Here is a 16,927-nt window from a genome sequence, read left to right as displayed (position 1 = left end):
GACAATGGGGTTCAACGTTGTGCCTGGCCGGCGGCCTGGCCGGCAAACAACGGATTCAGGCTGAAGCCCAGGCTGAGTCGGTTGTTGTGGTGATTGTAATCGATCAGGCTCTCGCCATAGCCGTTGTAGTACTGTACGTAGCCACGGATGTTACCGAACAGTGGCCAGGAGTAATCGAGCTGGGTCCCCATATGGCCGGCACTCGGGTTGCCGCGCACCAGCAGACTGGCTTCATGAGTATCCATGATGCGCTTGGCGACGGAGATATCGCCATAGCCCATGTAGCGTTCGATATCCGGGTTGTCGTCTTCACTTTCCGACTCCGGGACTCGCCAGTGTGGCGCTACACTGAATGCCCAGTCGCCGCGCTGAAAGATCGTTTCGGCGTAGATCCGGTTCCAGCTACGCGATAGTGTGGCGGAGCGACCGTTGGACTGGTGGTTGAAGGCGACCCGGTTCTGGGTATTGGTCCAGCCCCACAGCGTCAGGTCGTTGTCAAAGCTGACGAAGATTTCCGGTTCGAAATTGGTCTCGCGAAAAGGCGCGGAGTCCTCGGAGTTGTAGGCTTGCCACCAACTGCGCTGGGTATAGGCGAAATACAGGTCGCCATTGTCGTTGAACATGTCTTCGACCAGGCTGAATTTGGCGCTGAACTGGTATTTGACCTCGGCATTGCCGATGTGCCCATCGGAAAGCTCGCGGAAATCTTCGCCGTTGGGATTGGTATTGTAGCTCCAGGGCATCAAGTAATTACGGCGATACGTGGTAATCGCAAAGGGATTGAGGCTCGATTCTCGCTCGAGTTCGCGCCGTTCCTCGGCCTCTTCCAGAGCAACGGTACTTGGGTCTTCTTCCACTTGGGCCTCGGCCACGCCAGCGTTGCTACTGCTGTGTAGCTGGGTACGTAGTTCGCGTATTTCCGCGGTCAACGTCTCGATTCGCGTTTCGATGGCTTCTCGTTCGGCCGGGGTCAGATTTCCTTCGGTATTTACATCGTTTGCCATGACTCCGGGCGCATGTATCAAGCTAAGAAAAACGAGTCCGTGTCCAATGGCTAATTTAGCCGATTTCATGCGTAACACCTTGAGATAAGAAGGCTAGTAAAAGCCGTTTCTACCATGCCAGAGCGGCAAGTCAATGATTGTGTGAAAAGCTAAGGATAAGTGATTGCCAAGTGGTCGTGGTGGCATGACAATCGCCGCCATGACATGAATGGCGGGAAACATCGATGGGGCGGGTGTCGGGAAGATGAACAGGCAAAATGGTCACGGATCGGTGGCAGCATGGCGTAAGAGCGTTGCATGGTTTGCCATGTGGGCGCTATCGATGCTGGTTTGGAGTGCTGCCCAGGCGCAGGACACCCCGTTGCCGAAGCGTGACGAGGTAACCGAGCAACTGAAGGCATTGCAATCGGTGGACGTCCCCGATGAGGCACAAACGCGTGACCTGGAGGCATTGAACCGCACCCTGGCCGCTCTCGACCGCCTCGATGCCACGCAGCAGCGCCTGGCTGAACTGGATCAACAGATTCAGCAGGCGCCTGAGGAACTTCGGCGTTTCGAGCGTGAACTGTCGCGCTTGGAAGAGCAGCCATTTGCCTGGTCGGCGGAAGATCTCGATAGCTTGCCGACTGGTGAGTTGGAGTCGCGATTGCAGGAATCGCTGGCGACGTTGCAGCGTTTGCAGGACCAGCAGGCCGCGGTCAATGCGACGTTGATCGCCACCCAGACGGTACCCGAGCGTGCCCAACAGTCGATTGCCGACGCCATGCAACGTCTCGAGAAGTATCGCCGTGAGCTGGAAGAACTCGAGCGAGAGCCAGTCTCCGGGGACGATCCGACGTTGATGGCCTTGCAGGTCGAACAGCAACTCGCGGAGCAAGAGCTGCGCCTACACCAGCGCGAACTGACCGGCAATACCCGCTTGCGTGAGCTGGCCATGCAGCATCGCGACTTGCTGAATCGTCAGTTGGGCGAGGAGCAGGCCCTGCTCTCGATGCTGCAAAGCGTGATCGACCGCCAGCGTCGTTTGCAGTCGGAACAGGCCATCGCCGACGCCGCTCGCGACGATCCCTTGATTGCCGCTGGCCATCCGGTGGTGCTGCGTGCTCAGCAGATCAACCGTGATCTAAGTCTGGAGTTACTGCGTGCCACCGACCGTACCAACCGCCTGGTGCGTGAAGGCATCGAGGTGCGTAGCGAGCTCGATCGTGTACGCCAGTTGCAGCGCAGCCTTGTCGAACAGATCGATGCCATCCGCGGCAGTCAGCTATTGTCGCGCATTCTGCGTGAGCAGCAGCAAGCTTTGCCGCGGGTCGATGCGCGTCGCGACCTGCAGGAAGAGATTGCCGATTTGCGACTCAAGCAGTTCGAACTGGGACGCCAGCGCGATAGCCTGCGGGATGCCGAGCGTTTCGCCAACCAGCGGTTGGAAGAGGCGGGCGTGGAGGCTACCCCGGGGCTGAGTGACTCCTTGCTGCGGCTCTATCAGTCTCGTCGTGAACTGGTCGACCAACTCGAACAGGAATATGGCGGTCTGTTGACCGCGGCGATCGAACTGCAGCTCAACCAGCAGCAACTGTTGTCGATCAGCCGTGAGTTGCGCGCCACCATTGATGAGCAACTGTTCTGGGTTGCCAATGGGCGACCGCTGGATATGACGTGGCTGCGCCAGTTACCAGCGACCTTTCGTGCCCACCTGACCCAGGGCGAGTGGCGCGCTTCATTGGCCAGCCTGTGGCAATGGCCACAGACAGCGGCCGGTTGGGGAGCACCGCTCGTCTTGCTTGCCATGGTACTGCTGGGGTTACGGCGTCGTATCCAGAGATATCTGGATACGCTGCACTCGGAAGTCGGGCGGCTCAAGCGCGATTCCCAGCGGCACACGCCACTGGCGGTCGCTCTCAATCTACTGCTTGCGGCGCCTGGGCCGTTGGTGTTGACGGCTGCGGGTTGGACGCTGGCACTCGGTAGTGGCGGGTTCGGTGTTTCCCTGGGGCATGCGTTGTGGCAATTGGCACTTGCCTGGGCTGTCATCGCGTTTTGTCGACGTCTGCTGGTCAAGGATGGTGTGGCGACCAAGCATTTCACCTGGCCGTCCGGTTATGCATCACGCTTGCGTTGGCTGCTGCTGTGGCTGGGGGTGGCACTGATCCCCGTCTTGCTGATTGGTAATTTGACCCAGGAGGCTGGCGCCACTCTGGCGGAGCGTCCGACGTCGCTATTGCTGATGGCAGCCGGATTGGTAGCGATGAGTGTATCGATGGTGCGCTTGATCATGGCCCATACGCCATTCTTTGGTATCAAGTTGTTTCGGCTCTTGCTGGGGTTGGCGCTGGCGACGGTACCGATGATATTTCTGGTGCTGATCATGCTGGGGTTCGAGTACACCGCACTGAGCCTGGTTGGTCGCTTCATCGTCACGCTGTATCTATTGGGATTGTGGGTGCTGGTCGAGGCCGTGGTGATACGTGGCCTGGCAGTGGCGGCACGTCGCCTGGCCTATCGTCGTGCCTTGGCACGTCGTCGCGCTCAAGTGCAGGAAGGGGCCGAAGGCGGTCTGGAGGTGGTCGAGGAGCCTCCCTTGGACATGGAGCAGGTCAATCAGCAATCGCTAAGGCTATCCAAGCTGATCCTGTTCATCGGTTTCGCCTTGGTGCTGTACCTGGTATGGGCCGATCTTCTGACGGTACTCGGCTACCTCGATCAGGTGGCGATCTGGGAGGGTAGCCGCGGAGAGGGCGTAACCGATGGCATGATCGCCAGTGCCGTGAGTGTGGCCGATATCGTTACCGCGCTGGTCATCGTGGCTCTGACCCTGATAATGGCTCGAAACCTGCCGGGGCTACTGGAAGTCATGGTGCTTTCGCGTCTGAGCCTCAAGCAGGGCAGTGCCTATGCGATTACCTCACTGCTTTCCTACGTCATCGTCGGGACCGGTCTGGTGGTATCGCTGGGGACCCTCGGCGTGACGTGGGACAAGCTGCAGTGGCTCGTTGCCGCGCTGGGTGTCGGCCTGGGCTTCGGGTTGCAGGAAATCTTTGCCAACTTCATTTCGGGGCTGATCATTCTCTTCGAGAGGCCAGTGCGTATCGGTGACACCATCACCCTGGGCAACTTGCATGGCACCGTCAGTCGTATCCGCATCCGTGCTACCACAGTGACCGACTTCGACCGCAAGGAGATCATCATCCCCAACAAGACCTTCGTCACCGACCAACTGATCAACTGGTCGTTGTCGGACAACGTCACTCGTGTCGTGCTCAAATATGGCGTGGCCTATGGTTCGGATCTAGATCTCGTGCATCGACTGCTGCGTCAGGCTGCCGATGAGAACTCGCGGGTGCTGCCCGACCCCGAGCCACAGGTATTCTTCATGAGTTACGGTGCCAGCACCCTCGACTTCGAACTGCGCATCTTCGTCGATACCCTGGCCGACCGGCTCTATGCCGCCGACGAAGTCAACACACGCGTCGATGCGCTATTCCGTGAACATGGAGTGGACATCGCCTTCAACCAGCTCGATGTGTGGCTGCACAATGCCCAAGGCCAGGCGGTGCAGGTGATGTCGAAACCCACGGGGCCTTCAGCTGCTACAGGCACTTGAGATAGTCAAGCGGCACGTTGCCCCCGGCGGCGGGCGTGAAGTAGAAACTCTCGATTGCCGTCGCCGCCGCGGATCGGGCTGTCGGTCCAATGCAATATCGTGAAGCCGCATTCGTCGCAGCAGCGGCGGATGCGCGCTTCCACGTCGGCATAGAGGCTGGTGTCGGTGACGATACCGCGTTCATTGACCTTGCCGGGACCGACTTCGAACTGCGGCTTGACCAACGACAGTAACTCGCCATCCGGTGGTAACAGGCGGGCCAGCTCGGGCAGGATCAATGTCTGAGAAATGAAGGAGACATCCATCACCGCCAGGGCGAGGCCTTCCGGCGCATGGTAGGTGAGGGCTTGGTGTAGCCTCTCGTCTTCGCTCATCGCCCTGGCGTTAAGGCCCTCCACGCAGGTCACACGAGGATCGTCACGCAGCTCGGTGTCGAGTTGGTCGTGGCCGACTTCCACGCCAATCACATGCCTTGCGCCGTAACGCAGCGCGCAATCGGTGAAGCCACCGGTGGATTGCCCCACATCCAAGACCGCCTTGTCATCCAGGCGCATGCCGAGCATCTCCAGTAATGCCTCGAGCTTGAGTCCGGCGCGTGACACGTAGCGCTCTTCGGGGTCTTCCGTTATCGCCAATCGGCTGTCGTCCGGGAGCTTTTCGCCTGGCTTGGTCAGTACCCGGCCATTATCGGCCAGGCTCACCCGGCCATGACGGATCAGTCGCTGGGCACGGGTGCGGGAGCGGGCCAGGCCTTGGGTGACGAGCAATTGGTCGAGTCGGGGCATGGGGGTTGAATATCACTGACGGAGTCGCTGAGTAGGAAGCTGGGCATTATAGCCATTGGTGAATGACGTTTCCCTAGCCGAATCATGGCATACTGAAGTAGTTAGCCAGTTAACGAAATGGGCAGGGACGTGCGACAAGCCACGGCATCCGTGGCTATCTACAACGGCGCTATCCCGAGGTGCGGGGTCCTGGGTTGCCGCCAAGGACTTGATCAGCGCTGCGTATCGTTCCCAGGACCAGGGTTGGCCTGGAGGTCGGTGGGGGGCACCCGATCGGCTCCCCAACTACGATGAACGTAGCCGATCACCCGGTCGAGTTCCTCTTGAGTCACGTTGGCCAGTTCACCGCTTTCCAGCGGATCGTGGTGGAAGATATACAGCCGTGAGGCGAACTGCTCGAAAGGTAACGAGGCTTCGCCGAAGCGTTCACCGTTACCGGCGGTACTGACCTTGACGCCATCCCCCCAGTCCTGGCCGCTGTCGTTGTTAGGGTTGTAGAAATAGACACGCATTTCGTCGCTGGGGTCGAGTGTCACACGTAGCAGGGTAATGGCGTGCCAGCCAATGAAGCGGGCGGCACTGTCGGTCACCGCAATGCCCGCTGGCTGAGGGTGAATCAATGGCTGGTTGCCGTTGTAAAAGGGGTGGTAGCTGGCGTAGAAGTGACGCAGGAAATCATCGAGCGACTCGAGCTGACCGGTCGCCACATCGACGTTGATGCGAAAACCGCGCCCGGACCACCAGCCGTGAAATTCCGGATTGACCCAGCGATGCGGATCACCCTCGCGGCCAATGCAGCGACGGCCCATCTCGGCGTAGATGCGGTCAAGATGCGGAACCACCAGCAGCGATACCGGGTCGAGGTCCATGGGCAGTTCCTTGGAAACCCCGGAAAGACTGGCCATCGAGGAGAGCGGCATTCCCTCGAAGTGCATGATGATCTCGTCGTCGCGGGCGGCCCAGGCCACCATCTGCAGCAGATAGTCGGGGTCGTTGTAGGCCCACATCGACAAGGCACGTGCCGACTGGCAGGTGGGGTTGTTGCCCTGACCCACGCCCAGCGGCAGGCCGAGCATGCACAACACTCCTTCCAGCAGTCTGCTTCGGGGCGATACCGCATCGCCATAGGCCAGACGCAGGCGTAGCTCCGACCACTCCGACAGCGGCAAGGCGACTTGGCGCCATAGCGCCGGGGCGACCGGCGGTTGATAGAGAATGCCACGCTCGAGCATCAGTGCCAGGCCATAGACAGCCTGCGCCGAGGCTGGATGCACCGCTTCCTCGATCAGCGCCTGAGCCAGTTGCCGATAGCACAGCAGGCAGTCACGCCCGGTGCTCGACAGGCCAAGAGCCTCGGAAAGCAGGTGGTCACCGTGGTCGAGCAGATACCGTAGCAGCACGGCATGGTAGGGCGATACCAGGCCGGTATCGTGCATGGCGCGGGCAAAGCCGGTGGCCTCGTACTGCAGGGCACCGGTATCCATTGACTCCAGGCGTTCGCGGTAGACGTCCACGCCAGGATCTTCGCGTGAGGCCTGGGTAGCGCCATACAGGCTACTGATCAGGCGATCGGCTCCTTGGCCGCTAGCACCGAGGTCCATATCCGGGTTGGCCCGGCAGATGGCGATCTGGGTGATCATCTGCTTGACCGGTTCGACCTGGATCGGGCGCTGCTGCAGGATGCGCCAGATCTCGTCGATCAGCCGATCGATAACGTGCTCGTAACCGATCCCCTCGGCCAGATGCTTGAACAGGGCGCGAGGCACCTGAGCCAGGCGGCCCTGTGTCTCACGCTCGGCCTCGCTGGGTGCCATGAACAGCAACTCCAGGTTGATCGCCAACACCTGGGTCAGATAGTGATGGGCCTGCTCGGCGGAGATCAGCGGATGACGATAGTCGCCATTGGCCACTGCCAGCATGCGCAGCTCGCTCAGGGCTTCGAGCACCACGGTATCGGCGTCGGCGCTCTTCAGCGAGTGGGTGGTCAGCGAAGGAATCAGGATCTGGGGAAAGGCCCAATCGGACCCTTGGAAGATGCCTGCCGTTTCCAGGGGCTCGACACGTTCTTGCAGGGCGGCGGCACCGCCGTCCTGCATCAGAACGCGCCGGGCGGTATCCAATACCCGGCGGACCTTGAGCGGTTTGGCGAAATCCCGAGCTTGCGCGAGGATCTCAGTGGCCTCGTCCAGCTTGGACAGCAGCATCTCCAGCTTGCTGTCCTGGTTGTCATGTTGGCCGTCTTCGATAGACACGCAGACTCCTTATCCCCTTGGGCTTAACAGGGGATTATACATAGAAGTCGAGTTCTTCCTGATGTTTCAACAGGTCGCGCATGGTATGCGCATCGTCGCCAGTAAAGTAAACCAGCCCCCAGTGGGTGCCGAAGGCGGTACGCTTGGTGACGGTTTCTTCCAACGGCGGCGTCAACTCATGCGACTCGAAGTAGGGGTGATCCTCGGTTTCCTCGGGCATCTCCAGGCGGCTGACCACACGCCGCCGCGGGTAGACCCCGAAACAACCGGCATGGCACTTGGCATCCACCACTTCCTTGGGGAAGAAAGTCGTGATCTCTTCCTCGGTGGTCTTGGGATCGAATGACAGGATCAGGCCCTGATACGCATTGAAGCCGTAGGCGCGTTCGAGCAGTTCGAAAACCTTGAAGCCGGGTGGCCGGTAGGCGACCTCGCCGAAATACATCTCACCGTCGCTGGTGACGAAGTATTCGGGGTGAATGAAGCCGAAGTCGATGTCGAAGGCCTTGATCAGTTTCTCGATCTGGGCGGTGATCTGCGGGCGGTATTGCTCCAACTCCGGGGTGGCCGGTACGAATACCGAATACCCCAAGGTCACGTACTCGGAGATGTTCAGGAAGCGGATCTTGCCGTCATGGATCCAGGCTTCCACGGCGAATTCCCAGCCATCCAGATGCGATTCCATCAGCACCGGGAATTCCTCTTCGGGAATGGTATCCACCTCGTCGGGCGTGCGGATCACGCGGTGACCCAGGCAGCCGGCCTTATCGAAGGCCTTGAGGTGAATCGGGTCGTTGGGGTCGCCATCTAGCTTGAGTAGCGTCTGATTGACGCGTTTGAGGAATCGGATGACGTCTCCTTTGTCATGCGCCTCCTCGAAGATCCCCACGCGAATTCCACCGAGCTGGGCGCGACGTTTCATCAGTGCCTTGTCGCGCAGCAGCAGCGCCTGACCATACAGGCGTGGATTGTCGAGTAACACGGAGTTGATGGCACCGGCCCACTCCACGGTTTCCTCGAACAGCGGGATGGCAACGTTCACGCCCATCTCCTGCAGGGTTTCGGCAATCTCCATCGAGCGATCGTTCAGGCGCTCGAAATTCCACGACACATAAGGGATGTCGTGCTTCTGACAGTACTCTTCGGCCCAGTCCGGGGCCACCACCACATAACGTCGGTCGAAGTTCTCAGCCGCCTCGATAGCGTTCAGGCTCCAGCCGAGAAGCGCTACATAGCCTTTGCTAGGATCCTTTTTCATGGTGGTACCTCCCAATCAATGACTGAGTGACTAACCGTACAGACTTAAGCATAGCGTAGATACCTTCGTGTCCTGTCGGGGGTATGGGCTTGCGAGGGCGGAAGGCCACTGTTATAGTGCGCTCGCACTCGCATCAGGCCATTGATCCAGCAATGGACAGGCGGGTGTCTCGCTACCGGGCGTCACGCCCGAGCCGAGATCGCGATGGTGGTCCTCGTCGGTCCTCCCGCAACGCGAAACCGCGAACCCCGCCAGGCCCGGAAGGGAGCAACGGTAGTGGTGGATGCGTGTGCCGGGATGTGGCTGTCGGGGGCCGCCTCCAATTTAAATGCCTCCCGTTTCCCCCCCGCCCTTGTTGCCACTACGCAGTGGCTGTCTTGAACAGTGGCTGCTTCGGGCACGATAAACTCATGAGCACTTCCGTGCCTCGCATTCATTGAACGTCAACATGGCGAGGTAGTCGCGCATGCGTGTCGTCCCTGAATTGGCGTTGATCGCGCTTTTCAGTGCCAGTTCACGCCAGTGGCGGGCTGGTGTTGCCTGTGGAGGAACGGGTCGATAGTCGGGATCCTGCACTGTCGCCAGCGACAGGGGCAGCCACGCATCCGAGGGATGCAAGTCCACAGGGCGGTCCTGGGCAAGGCACGGATGGTCCTCCAGCCAGTCGTACACCTCCATGACGTTCTTGCCGGCTTGGGAGGGGTACAGTATGGCCGTCGTCGGCAGAGCGATGCCTTCGAGGAGCGCCAGATAGTTGGCGATGTGCTCGCAAGCCAGATTCCAGCGGTGAATGTCGCGCTTCCTGACCGGCAGGAAATGGCCGCCGATGCAATGCGCGATGGCATGGGCGATCAAAAAGTGCCGTGCCGCAGGCGTCAGACCGGTGGTGAAATGGGCATTGGCGAACAGGTGATGGCCATCCGTCATCATGGTCGGTAGCCGGCTGTCGATGACTGGCACCAGGATCAACTTCGCCGCCAGTGAACCGATGAACGGATGGCTTGCCTGCAGGTTGGTGCGGTCGACTTCCCATACTTGGCGCTGCTCGGCCTTGAGCAACTGCTCGGCCTCCGTGAGTGCTCGTGGCGGGGACGTTGTGCCGTCGTTCATTGGTAATGTGTTGGGGGGACTTGGGGGCATATGGGGCTCCTGATAGCTGCCCACGACATTTTTCTTATCGGCACTCGGATAATATGCGCTCGTACGGACGAGCACTTGCTTGGCGACTTCACCTTGCCGGACTGCTATTCTTTATTTCTCACGCAGTAGCGGCTTGGCCAAATGATGGCCGGGTCGACACCGATCGCGCTTGCGATGATGCGTTCACCTTTTGGCCATGGCCGGTCCAATGCGACGGACAGAGTGGTGGCCTGCTTGTAACCGTGATGTGTGGCCAGCTTGCGTAGTGTCCAGCCGGCCTTATGGATGGCCGCCACGATATCGGCACGATGCCAATCCTGGGAGGCCTGTTTTTTTAGGCGCTTTTTTTCGTTCATGACAGAAAGGGTGCGATGAGATGAAGCACTATGCAATCACAAACAGTCTGTTTGTGCCATCAATATGCGACATTTCTTGATTGTATTTTTGTTGATTGTGATATATCAACGGATTGGAGTCTGATGTGGCACATCAATCCGAAAAGTCCGTGGGCGGTGAGCTTCATGCCTGGGATATCGCAGCTTTCAGCCGACGTCTCCGGCAGGCGATGGGAGGGCAGTCCGCCTATTCCCTGGAGCGAAAGACTGGCATCGCACAGAGCCTGATAAGAAAATATTTGAGCGGTTCGTCTTCGCCGGGAGCCGACAAGCTGGTGGCACTGGCGAGTGCGCTGCAGGTCCCGGTAGGCTGGCTGGCCACTGGGGAGCCGAGCATGCTGGATATTGCGGAAGCATCCGAACCACCTGACCTTGGAGTAAAGGAAGCCGCCATTGAGAATGTGCGCCAGGAAGGGCCGGCATATCAGGCAGGTGCCTGCCCCCAGGCGGGGACGCCCACGGTGGTCTATGCCCGCATGATGGAATCCCTGTTCGAGCAGACCGACAGTGAAGAACAGCGCGAATGGGTGCTGCAACGGGCTGTCGATATCATCTGCACGGCTTGCGAGGGGCGCACCGCGTTGATGGCGGGACTTAGCAAGACGGAACTGGAAAGGGCTGTGGCACTAGCCGTGGCGGCGTATAAGATAAGCAGGGGCTGAGTGCTCGAGTGGGCAAGTCAAGGCGTTGTATTGTCGCTTTTCGCCCATGCCGCCAGCCGCTAGAATGGAAGGTCATCGCATGACGCCCACTGGGCGTTCCATCCCGCTGCAAGGATCCCGCGTTGCATGAGCTATCAGGTACTGGCCCGCAAATGGCGGCCGCGCACCTTCCATGAACTGGTCGGGCAAGAGCACGTCCAGCGTGCCTTGGTCAATGCGCTCGACCAAGGGCGGTTGCATCATGCCTACCTGTTCACTGGCACGCGTGGTGTGGGCAAGACCACCCTGGCGCGCATTCTCGCCAAATGCCTGAACTGCACTTCGAAGGGTGATGACGACAGTGCCGTCACCTCGACTCCTTGTGGGCAATGCCAGAGTTGTCGCGCCATCGACGACGGTCGTTTCGTCGATCTGATCGAAGTCGATGCCGCGTCGAGGACCAAGGTCGAAGACACTCGCGAACTGCTTGACAACGTGCAGTATGCGCCGACCCAAGGGCGCTACAAGGTGTACCTCATCGATGAGGTGCACATGCTTTCCAGCCACAGCTTCAACGCTCTGCTCAAGACGCTGGAAGAGCCGCCTCCGCATGTGAAATTCCTGCTTGCCACCACCGATCCGCAGAAGCTGCCGGTGACGGTACTGTCGCGTTGTTTGCAATTCACGCTCAAGAACATGCCGCCCGAACGTATCGTCGGGCATCTAAGCCACGTGCTCGAGGCTGAGAAAGTCGCCTTCGACGAGAGTGCCTTATGGCTGCTCGGCAAGGCGGCCGACGGCTCCATGCGTGATGCCATGAGCCTGACCGATCAAGCCATCGCTTTCGGGCAGGGCGAGGTGCGCCATCGTGATGTGGCAGCCATGCTGGGCACCTTGGATCATCGCCATCTGCTAGCACTGGTCGAAGCGCTGGCCGATGTCGACGCCGCTCGCGTTCTGGCCGAGATTGTCAATCTCGCCGAGCAAGGGCCTGATTTTGCCGGTGTGCTCGATGACCTGGTTGGCGTGCTGCATCGGTTGGCGGTTGCGCAGATGGTGCCGGATGCCTTGGACAACGGCCACGGTGATCGCGATACGCTGCTGGCGTTGGCGGCTCGCTTCACTGCCGAGGATATCCAGCTTTACTATCAGATCGGCTTGCAGGGGCGCGGTGACATGGAGCATGCCCCCGATGCGCGCACAGCACTGGAAATGACCCTGTTACGGATGCTGGCTTTCCGCCCCCAGGGCGTACCCAAACCGGCGCAGACACCGTTACCGCTGAAAGCGACGCCCGAGAGGGAGAGTGCCGGCGAAGCTGTCGCTCCCGCCGACACCGCCGCCACGTCATCCGCTGAGTCTCGACCCGAATCGCCAAGCGAGGACGATGCGTCCGAGCCGCATTCAATGAGGGAGAACGCACCGTGGGCGGTGGAAGAACGTCCCGCTTCCGAGACGCCTGCTGCTCCGCAACCGACGCCGGAGCCTCCTCCCTGGGAGCCCCGAGAAGAGACTAGGGCAAGTGAGATGGCGCCGCCACCTTGGGTCGAGATGGAGAGCGAACCTGAAGCAGAGGTATCGACTGCCGGCGCGGTGGTCGAGAAGCCGCAATCCGCCCCGCCGCCCGAGCCACGAGAACGGAACGATCACACTGCAGGCGCCACCGAGGTTTCACCTGATGAGGTGTCGCTTCACCAAGGTGAATTCGATCATGCCTCATGGCTCGAGCTGTTCGACAGCCTGAAGCTGGGGGGGCTGACACGCAACCTGGCGGCTCATTGTGTTGTCGACCGTGATGATGGTAGTGCACTGCATCTGCGTCTCGACCCTTCGCAGGCGGCGATGAACGCCGAAGTGCATGTCGAGCGAATTCAAAAGGCCCTGACGGAAGCCGGTGTCGAGCGGCGGCTGTCGATCGTGGAAGGTGAACTGCCGACAGAGTACGAGACACCCAAGGCGCGTGCCGACCGAAAAGCGGCGGAGCGACATGCTCAAGCGGTTGAAGCCTTGCAGGAAGACCCGCACATTCAGAAATTACAGCAGGCTTTCGGTGCTCGTTTGCTCGAGAATACCGTAACCTCGCAAAACTAATTCTTCATACGTCGATCCGCTGAGGAGACATCATGATGAAAGGTGGAATGGGCAACCTGATGAAGCAGGCCCAGGAAATGCAGGAAAAGATGCAGCGCGTCCAGGAGGAGGTTGCACGTGCCGAAGTGACCGGGGAAGCCGGTGCCGGCATGATCAAGGTGACCATGAATGGTCGCCATGATGTCAGCCGCGTCGAGATCGACCCAAGCATCATGGAAGAAGAGAAGGAACTGCTCGAGGACCTGCTGGCTGCCGCAGTCAATGACGCGGTACGCAAGGTCGAGGCCAACTCCCGCGCCAAGATGGAGGAGGTGACCTCGGGCTTGAATTTGCCACCAGGCTTCAAGATGCCTTTCTAGCGCTGTCGAAACTTGCCGTGTGCTTACCTTTCGCTTGGCGCTAGTACGAGACACTCTATGAGCTTTTCCCCACTGGTCGATCGCTTGCTGGAAACCCTTAGGGTGCTACCGGGTGTCGGGCCAAAGACCGCGCAGCGAATGGCGCTGCACTTGTTGGAGCGCGACCGCGAAGGTGGGCATCGCTTGGCCGAGGTGATGGCCCGAGCACTGGAAGAGGTCGGCTATTGCCGGCGGTGCCGTACCCTCACCGAGGAAGAGGTATGCGAGCTGTGTCGTAGTGCACGCCGTGACGAACGCCTGCTGTGTGTGGTGGAATCCCCCGCCGACATGTTGGCGATCGAGGATGCGGGTGGCTACCAGGGCCAGTATTTCGTCTTGCATGGCCACCTCTCACCCTTGGATGGCATCGGCCCGGAAGATATCGGTCTCGATCAGCTTGCCTCGCGTCTCGATGAAGGTGGAATAGAAGAAGTGATTCTCGCCACCAACCCCACTGTCGAGGGCGAAGCCACTGCTCATTATATCGCCGCTCAGCTCGAAGGCAGTGAGGTACGCCTGTCTCGGCTCGCTTATGGTGTACCAATGGGTGGTGAGCTCGAATATGTCGATGGAGGCACCTTGAGCCGGGCCTTCAATGGACGCCTGCCGTTTTCCACCGAGTGATGCTTTTCATTACTAGAACAACCCGGAAACCCAATGCCTCTGGACCCTGATATTCGCTGGATCGATACGCTTGACACGCTGGATGCTGCGTGTGCTGAACTAGCCAAAGCCGACGTTCTGGCAATGGATACCGAATTCTTCCGTGAATCGACGTTCCATCCGGTACCTGCGCTCGTGCAGCTCTATGCCGGAGAAGCGGTGTACCTGATCGATCCCCAGGCGGTTGTCGCCACACCGGCTCTGCGTACCTTGCTTGCCAAGGGCCCCCTGAAAGTGCTGCATGCTTCCAGCGAGGACCTGGAAGTCATTGCGGCTTGGGCCGATGTGCCGATTGCGCCTTTAGCGGATACCCAGGTAGGCCAAGCGTTGCTGGGCGAGGACCCCGCCATGGGTTATCAACGTCTGGTCGAACACTGGATGGGTGAGACATTGCCCAAGGAGGAGACTCGTTCCGACTGGTTGGAGCGGCCGCTGTCCGAGGCACAGTGCCGTTACGCGGCATTGGATGTGGTCTACCTGTTTCAGGTCTGGCATGCACAGCGCGATGCCCTCGAGGCTCACGGGCGCCTGACCTGGCTGGAGTCTGATTGTCAGGAACTACAGGCACAGTCCGTGCGCAATGGAGACAGTGACGCGCTGTGGTATCTCCGCCATCGTCAGTTGTGGCGACTCGAGCCGCGTCAGATCGAGGCCTATCGCCGGCTTACTACCTGGCGTGAAGCCGAGGCGCGCCGGCGTAACAAGCCACGAGGCTGGCTGATCAACGACAAGTTGTTGTATGCCATTGCCGAGCGCATGCCTGAAAACCGCTATGAACTTGCCACGCTCGAAGGACTAAAGCCCGCGGTCATCAAACGTGAAGGGGATGCGATACTGGCACTGGTGCGAGAAGCGCGCCACCTTGATGCAAAGGAGTTGCCTGCGCCCTTGCCCTCTCCCATGAGTGGCTCCTTCAAGAAGCGCCTCAAAGTCCTCAAGCGGGTAGTCAACGATGAAGCTGAGCGACTGGGCATCGCGCCGGAACTGTTGCTGCGCCGTCGGGATTTGGAAGCCATGGTGGCTGCGCATCTCGAATGCCGGGACTTGCCTTTGCCGAGAGGATGGCGAGGTGAGCGTCTCTCCGTCTCTCTACAAGAAGCTCTCGATCAGGTGGAAGCGTCATGAGCGGAATCTCGTCAGACAAGTTGCTGTGTGAAATCTTCAAGAGTCCACGTAAGGACGAGATGTACTTGTACGTGGACAAGCGCCGTGGCCTGGTGGATGTACCGGAGGCATTGCTGGAGCGCTTCGGTGATCCACAGTCCGTAGTCACGCTGATATTGACTGCCGACAAACCACTGGCACGTGCCAAGGCTGCCGATGTGATGGCAGCGATCGGGGAAAAGGGCTATTACCTACAGATGCCCCCCGCCAAGGAGGCGTATTTGTTGGATCTTTACAAGACGCCTACGGAAGCACGTTATTGATGCGGGAACGTTTCTGGGAGCGCTTTCCTCTCGATCAACTGACAGAAGAAGAATGGGAAGCGTTGTGTGACGGTTGTGGCAAGTGTTGCCTCCTCAAGCTGGAAGATGAAGACAGCGGCGAGGTGGCGACGCTCGATGTCGCTTGCCAGTTGCTGGATACGAAGAATTGCCGCTGCAGCGATTATCCCAACCGCTTTAACAGAGTGCCGGGATGTACCCGGCTGACGTTTGACCGGCTCGACGAGTTCCGTTGGCTACCCAAGACCTGTGCCTACCGTCGCTTGCATGAAGGGCGTCGCCTGGCGTCCTGGCACCCATTGATTTCTGGGGATCCCGCCAGTGTCCATCGCGCCGGTATCAGCGTGGCCAGCTATGCCGTCTCGGAACTGGATGTTCCCGAAGACGAATGGGAAGAGCATATCATCGCGATCCTGCCTATCCACGATTAGGTGCTGACACTTCAGGGTCGATGTCACCCTCTGGCGTATTAAGTGCTTCACCCGATTCCGGCGCTTTCGCTGGGAATCCCTAGTCCTGAGCAATCAGCCTGATTTCTGATGGTGAATGTTCCATTCAGTTGCGATGCTGACTGGGTGTGTAACTGATTGTTGATTTTTATTTCTCCAGCTCGATCGAAGACAGGCTCGATTAACGAGTGGGTGTTAGAGATTGTCTGGAAAGTCAGTGAGCGGAAATGGTTTTCAGGCAATGTCTAGGGGGATGGCACTGAGGCTATGGCTATGGAACGATTCGCAAGGGTGACGTTGGTAGTGGCACTCGGGTGTTTGGCCTCGGGGGGAGCCTGGGCACAGGACGCTTCCTGGAATGAGGTAAATAACCCCATCGGTGACGATGAGTTGTCGGATATCCTGAACGACGACTCGTCGGATATCCTCGAGGCCTTACCGCCTCCCGCCGCTGGTGGTGGCGGGGGAGGCAGTGGAGGTTGCGGTGGTGGAGGTCTGGATGAGAACGATGGGGGATGTGGTGGCTTCCTCCTCAGCGTGGTGACGGTCGATGATGGCAGTCCTCTTGGTAACAATCCTCCGCCCAGCGACTCTGAAACTCCCGGTAATGGCTCCAACCCCGGTGGTTCCGGCGGAGGCGGTGATGGCGGCTCGGGCGGAGGCGGCAATGGCGGTTCCGGTGGGGGCGGTAGTGGCGGCTCCGGCGGAGGCGGCAATGGCGGTTCCGGTGGGGGCGGTAGTGGCGGCTCCGGCGGAGGCGGCAATGGCGGTTCCGGTGGGGGCGGTAGTGGCGGCTCCGGCGGTG

The 16,927-nt window shown here is 59.7% G+C and carries 14 protein-coding genes, 1 other RNA gene and 1 pseudogene; 10 read left to right on the top strand and 6 right to left on the bottom strand.

Annotated features, from left to right (window positions below):
- Positions 1-11: 11 nt before the first annotated feature.
- Positions 12-1,004, bottom strand: a complete 993-nt coding sequence (locus tag L861_RS06995; protein WP_016416353.1) for a phospholipase A — start codon at positions 1,002-1,004, stop codon at positions 12-14.
- A 244-nt stretch (positions 1,005-1,248) separates the two neighbouring features.
- Between L861_RS06995 and mscK the strand changes: the two genes are divergently transcribed.
- The gene (gene mscK, locus L861_RS06990) at positions 1,249-4,605 is read left to right on the top strand and encodes a mechanosensitive channel MscK (protein ID WP_081645837.1); all 3,357 of its coding nucleotides are present in this window, start codon (positions 1,249-1,251) and stop codon (positions 4,603-4,605) included.
- Positions 4,606-4,610: 5 nt separating this feature from the next.
- Here the strand turns inward: mscK and L861_RS06985 are convergent, their stop codons facing one another.
- From L861_RS06985 to L861_RS06975, 3 genes are all read right to left on the bottom strand, one after another.
- Complete coding sequence (locus tag L861_RS06985) at positions 4,611-5,390, bottom strand: TlyA family RNA methyltransferase (protein WP_016416351.1); 780 nt, start codon at positions 5,388-5,390, stop codon at positions 4,611-4,613.
- 212 nt (positions 5,391-5,602) lie between these two features.
- Entirely contained in the window at positions 5,603-7,594 is a 1,992-nt protein-coding gene (locus tag L861_RS06980) for a hypothetical protein (RefSeq protein WP_051149315.1), read from the bottom strand.
- A gap of 82 nt (positions 7,595-7,676) precedes the next feature.
- Positions 7,677-8,900 carry an ATP-grasp domain-containing protein gene (locus tag L861_RS06975; protein WP_016416349.1) on the bottom strand — a complete coding sequence of 408 codons (1,224 nt, stop codon included), beginning with the start codon at positions 8,898-8,900 and terminating at the stop codon, positions 7,677-7,679.
- Between the two features lie 215 nt (positions 8,901-9,115).
- On the opposite strand from L861_RS06975, the gene ffs reads away from it, so the two are divergent.
- Positions 9,116-9,212: signal recognition particle sRNA small type (ffs, locus tag L861_RS24060), an RNA gene on the top strand.
- 96 nt (positions 9,213-9,308) lie between these two features.
- On the opposite strand, the gene L861_RS23570 is transcribed toward ffs, so the two are convergent.
- Complete coding sequence (locus L861_RS23570) at positions 9,309-10,040, bottom strand: DUF2201 family putative metallopeptidase (protein ID WP_016416348.1); 732 nt, start codon at positions 10,038-10,040, stop codon at positions 9,309-9,311.
- 104 nt (positions 10,041-10,144) lie between these two features.
- Complete coding sequence (locus L861_RS06965) at positions 10,145-10,396, bottom strand: helix-turn-helix domain-containing protein (RefSeq protein ID WP_016416347.1); 252 nt, start codon at positions 10,394-10,396, stop codon at positions 10,145-10,147.
- A 125-nt stretch (positions 10,397-10,521) separates the two neighbouring features.
- On the opposite strand from L861_RS06965, the gene L861_RS23565 reads away from it, so the two are divergent.
- From L861_RS23565 to L861_RS24675, 8 genes and pseudogenes are all read left to right on the top strand, one after another.
- Positions 10,522-11,097, top strand: coding sequence for a helix-turn-helix domain-containing protein (locus L861_RS23565; RefSeq protein ID WP_016416346.1), 576 nt, complete (start codon positions 10,522-10,524; stop codon positions 11,095-11,097).
- 126 nt (positions 11,098-11,223) lie between these two features.
- The gene (gene dnaX, locus L861_RS06955; RefSeq protein ID WP_016416345.1) at positions 11,224-13,167 is read left to right on the top strand and encodes a DNA polymerase III subunit gamma/tau; all 1,944 of its coding nucleotides are present in this window, start codon (positions 11,224-11,226) and stop codon (positions 13,165-13,167) included.
- A 32-nt stretch (positions 13,168-13,199) separates the two neighbouring features.
- A complete protein-coding gene (locus L861_RS06950) occupies positions 13,200-13,526 on the top strand; it encodes a YbaB/EbfC family nucleoid-associated protein (RefSeq protein WP_016416344.1) in 327 nt (108 codons plus the stop codon).
- Between the two features lie 57 nt (positions 13,527-13,583).
- The gene (gene recR, locus L861_RS06945) at positions 13,584-14,189 is read left to right on the top strand and encodes a recombination mediator RecR (RefSeq protein WP_016416343.1); all 606 of its coding nucleotides are present in this window, start codon (positions 13,584-13,586) and stop codon (positions 14,187-14,189) included.
- 33 nt (positions 14,190-14,222) lie between these two features.
- The gene (gene rnd, locus L861_RS06940) at positions 14,223-15,353 is read left to right on the top strand and encodes a ribonuclease D (protein ID WP_016416342.1); all 1,131 of its coding nucleotides are present in this window, start codon (positions 14,223-14,225) and stop codon (positions 15,351-15,353) included.
- Positions 15,350-15,655 (top strand): YcgL domain-containing protein, encoded by a 306-nt coding sequence (locus L861_RS06935; protein ID WP_016416341.1) that lies wholly within the window; start codon positions 15,350-15,352, stop codon positions 15,653-15,655. Before rnd ends, L861_RS06935 begins: the two co-directional genes overlap by 4 nt.
- Positions 15,655-16,104 (top strand): YcgN family cysteine cluster protein, encoded by a 450-nt coding sequence (locus L861_RS06930; RefSeq protein ID WP_016416340.1) that lies wholly within the window; start codon positions 15,655-15,657, stop codon positions 16,102-16,104. The genes L861_RS06935 and L861_RS06930 overlap by 1 nt, the downstream gene beginning before the upstream one ends.
- Positions 16,105-16,395: 291 nt before the next feature.
- Positions 16,396-16,927, top strand: a pseudogene (locus L861_RS24675) (hypothetical protein); the annotation flags it as partial.

It is taken from the genome of Litchfieldella anticariensis FP35 = DSM 16096, from assembly GCF_000409775.1.
GTDB lineage: Bacteria > Pseudomonadota > Gammaproteobacteria > Pseudomonadales > Halomonadaceae > Litchfieldella > Litchfieldella anticariensis.
The sequence above is the reverse complement of the archived record's forward strand: the minus strand, read 5'-3'. Positions and strand labels throughout refer to the sequence as shown.

What these genes read in the sequence shown, in the direction of transcription:
- L861_RS06995 (WP_016416353.1), bottom strand. Translation starts at nt 1,004, where the DNA reads ATGGCAAACGATGTAAATACCGAAGGAAATCTGACCCCGGCCGAACGA.
- L861_RS06935 (WP_016416341.1), top strand. Translation starts at nt 15,350, where the DNA reads ATGAGCGGAATCTCGTCAGACAAGTTGCTGTGTGAAATCTTCAAGAGT.
- L861_RS06950 (WP_016416344.1), top strand. Translation starts at nt 13,200, where the DNA reads ATGATGAAAGGTGGAATGGGCAACCTGATGAAGCAGGCCCAGGAAATG.
- mscK (WP_081645837.1), top strand. Translation starts at nt 1,249, where the DNA reads ATGAACAGGCAAAATGGTCACGGATCGGTGGCAGCATGGCGTAAGAGC.
- L861_RS06975 (WP_016416349.1), bottom strand. Translation starts at nt 8,900, where the DNA reads ATGAAAAAGGATCCTAGCAAAGGCTATGTAGCGCTTCTCGGCTGGAGC.
- recR (WP_016416343.1), top strand. Translation starts at nt 13,584, where the DNA reads ATGAGCTTTTCCCCACTGGTCGATCGCTTGCTGGAAACCCTTAGGGTG.
- dnaX (WP_016416345.1), top strand. Translation starts at nt 11,224, where the DNA reads ATGAGCTATCAGGTACTGGCCCGCAAATGGCGGCCGCGCACCTTCCAT.
- L861_RS23570 (WP_016416348.1), bottom strand. Translation starts at nt 10,040, where the DNA reads ATGCCCCCAAGTCCCCCCAACACATTACCAATGAACGACGGCACAACG.
- rnd (WP_016416342.1), top strand. Translation starts at nt 14,223, where the DNA reads ATGCCTCTGGACCCTGATATTCGCTGGATCGATACGCTTGACACGCTG.
- L861_RS06980 (WP_051149315.1), bottom strand. Translation starts at nt 7,594, where the DNA reads ATGCTGCTGTCCAAGCTGGACGAGGCCACTGAGATCCTCGCGCAAGCT.
- L861_RS06930 (WP_016416340.1), top strand. Translation starts at nt 15,655, where the DNA reads ATGCGGGAACGTTTCTGGGAGCGCTTTCCTCTCGATCAACTGACAGAA.
- L861_RS06985 (WP_016416351.1), bottom strand. Translation starts at nt 5,390, where the DNA reads ATGCCCCGACTCGACCAATTGCTCGTCACCCAAGGCCTGGCCCGCTCC.
- L861_RS06965 (WP_016416347.1), bottom strand. Translation starts at nt 10,396, where the DNA reads ATGAACGAAAAAAAGCGCCTAAAAAAACAGGCCTCCCAGGATTGGCAT.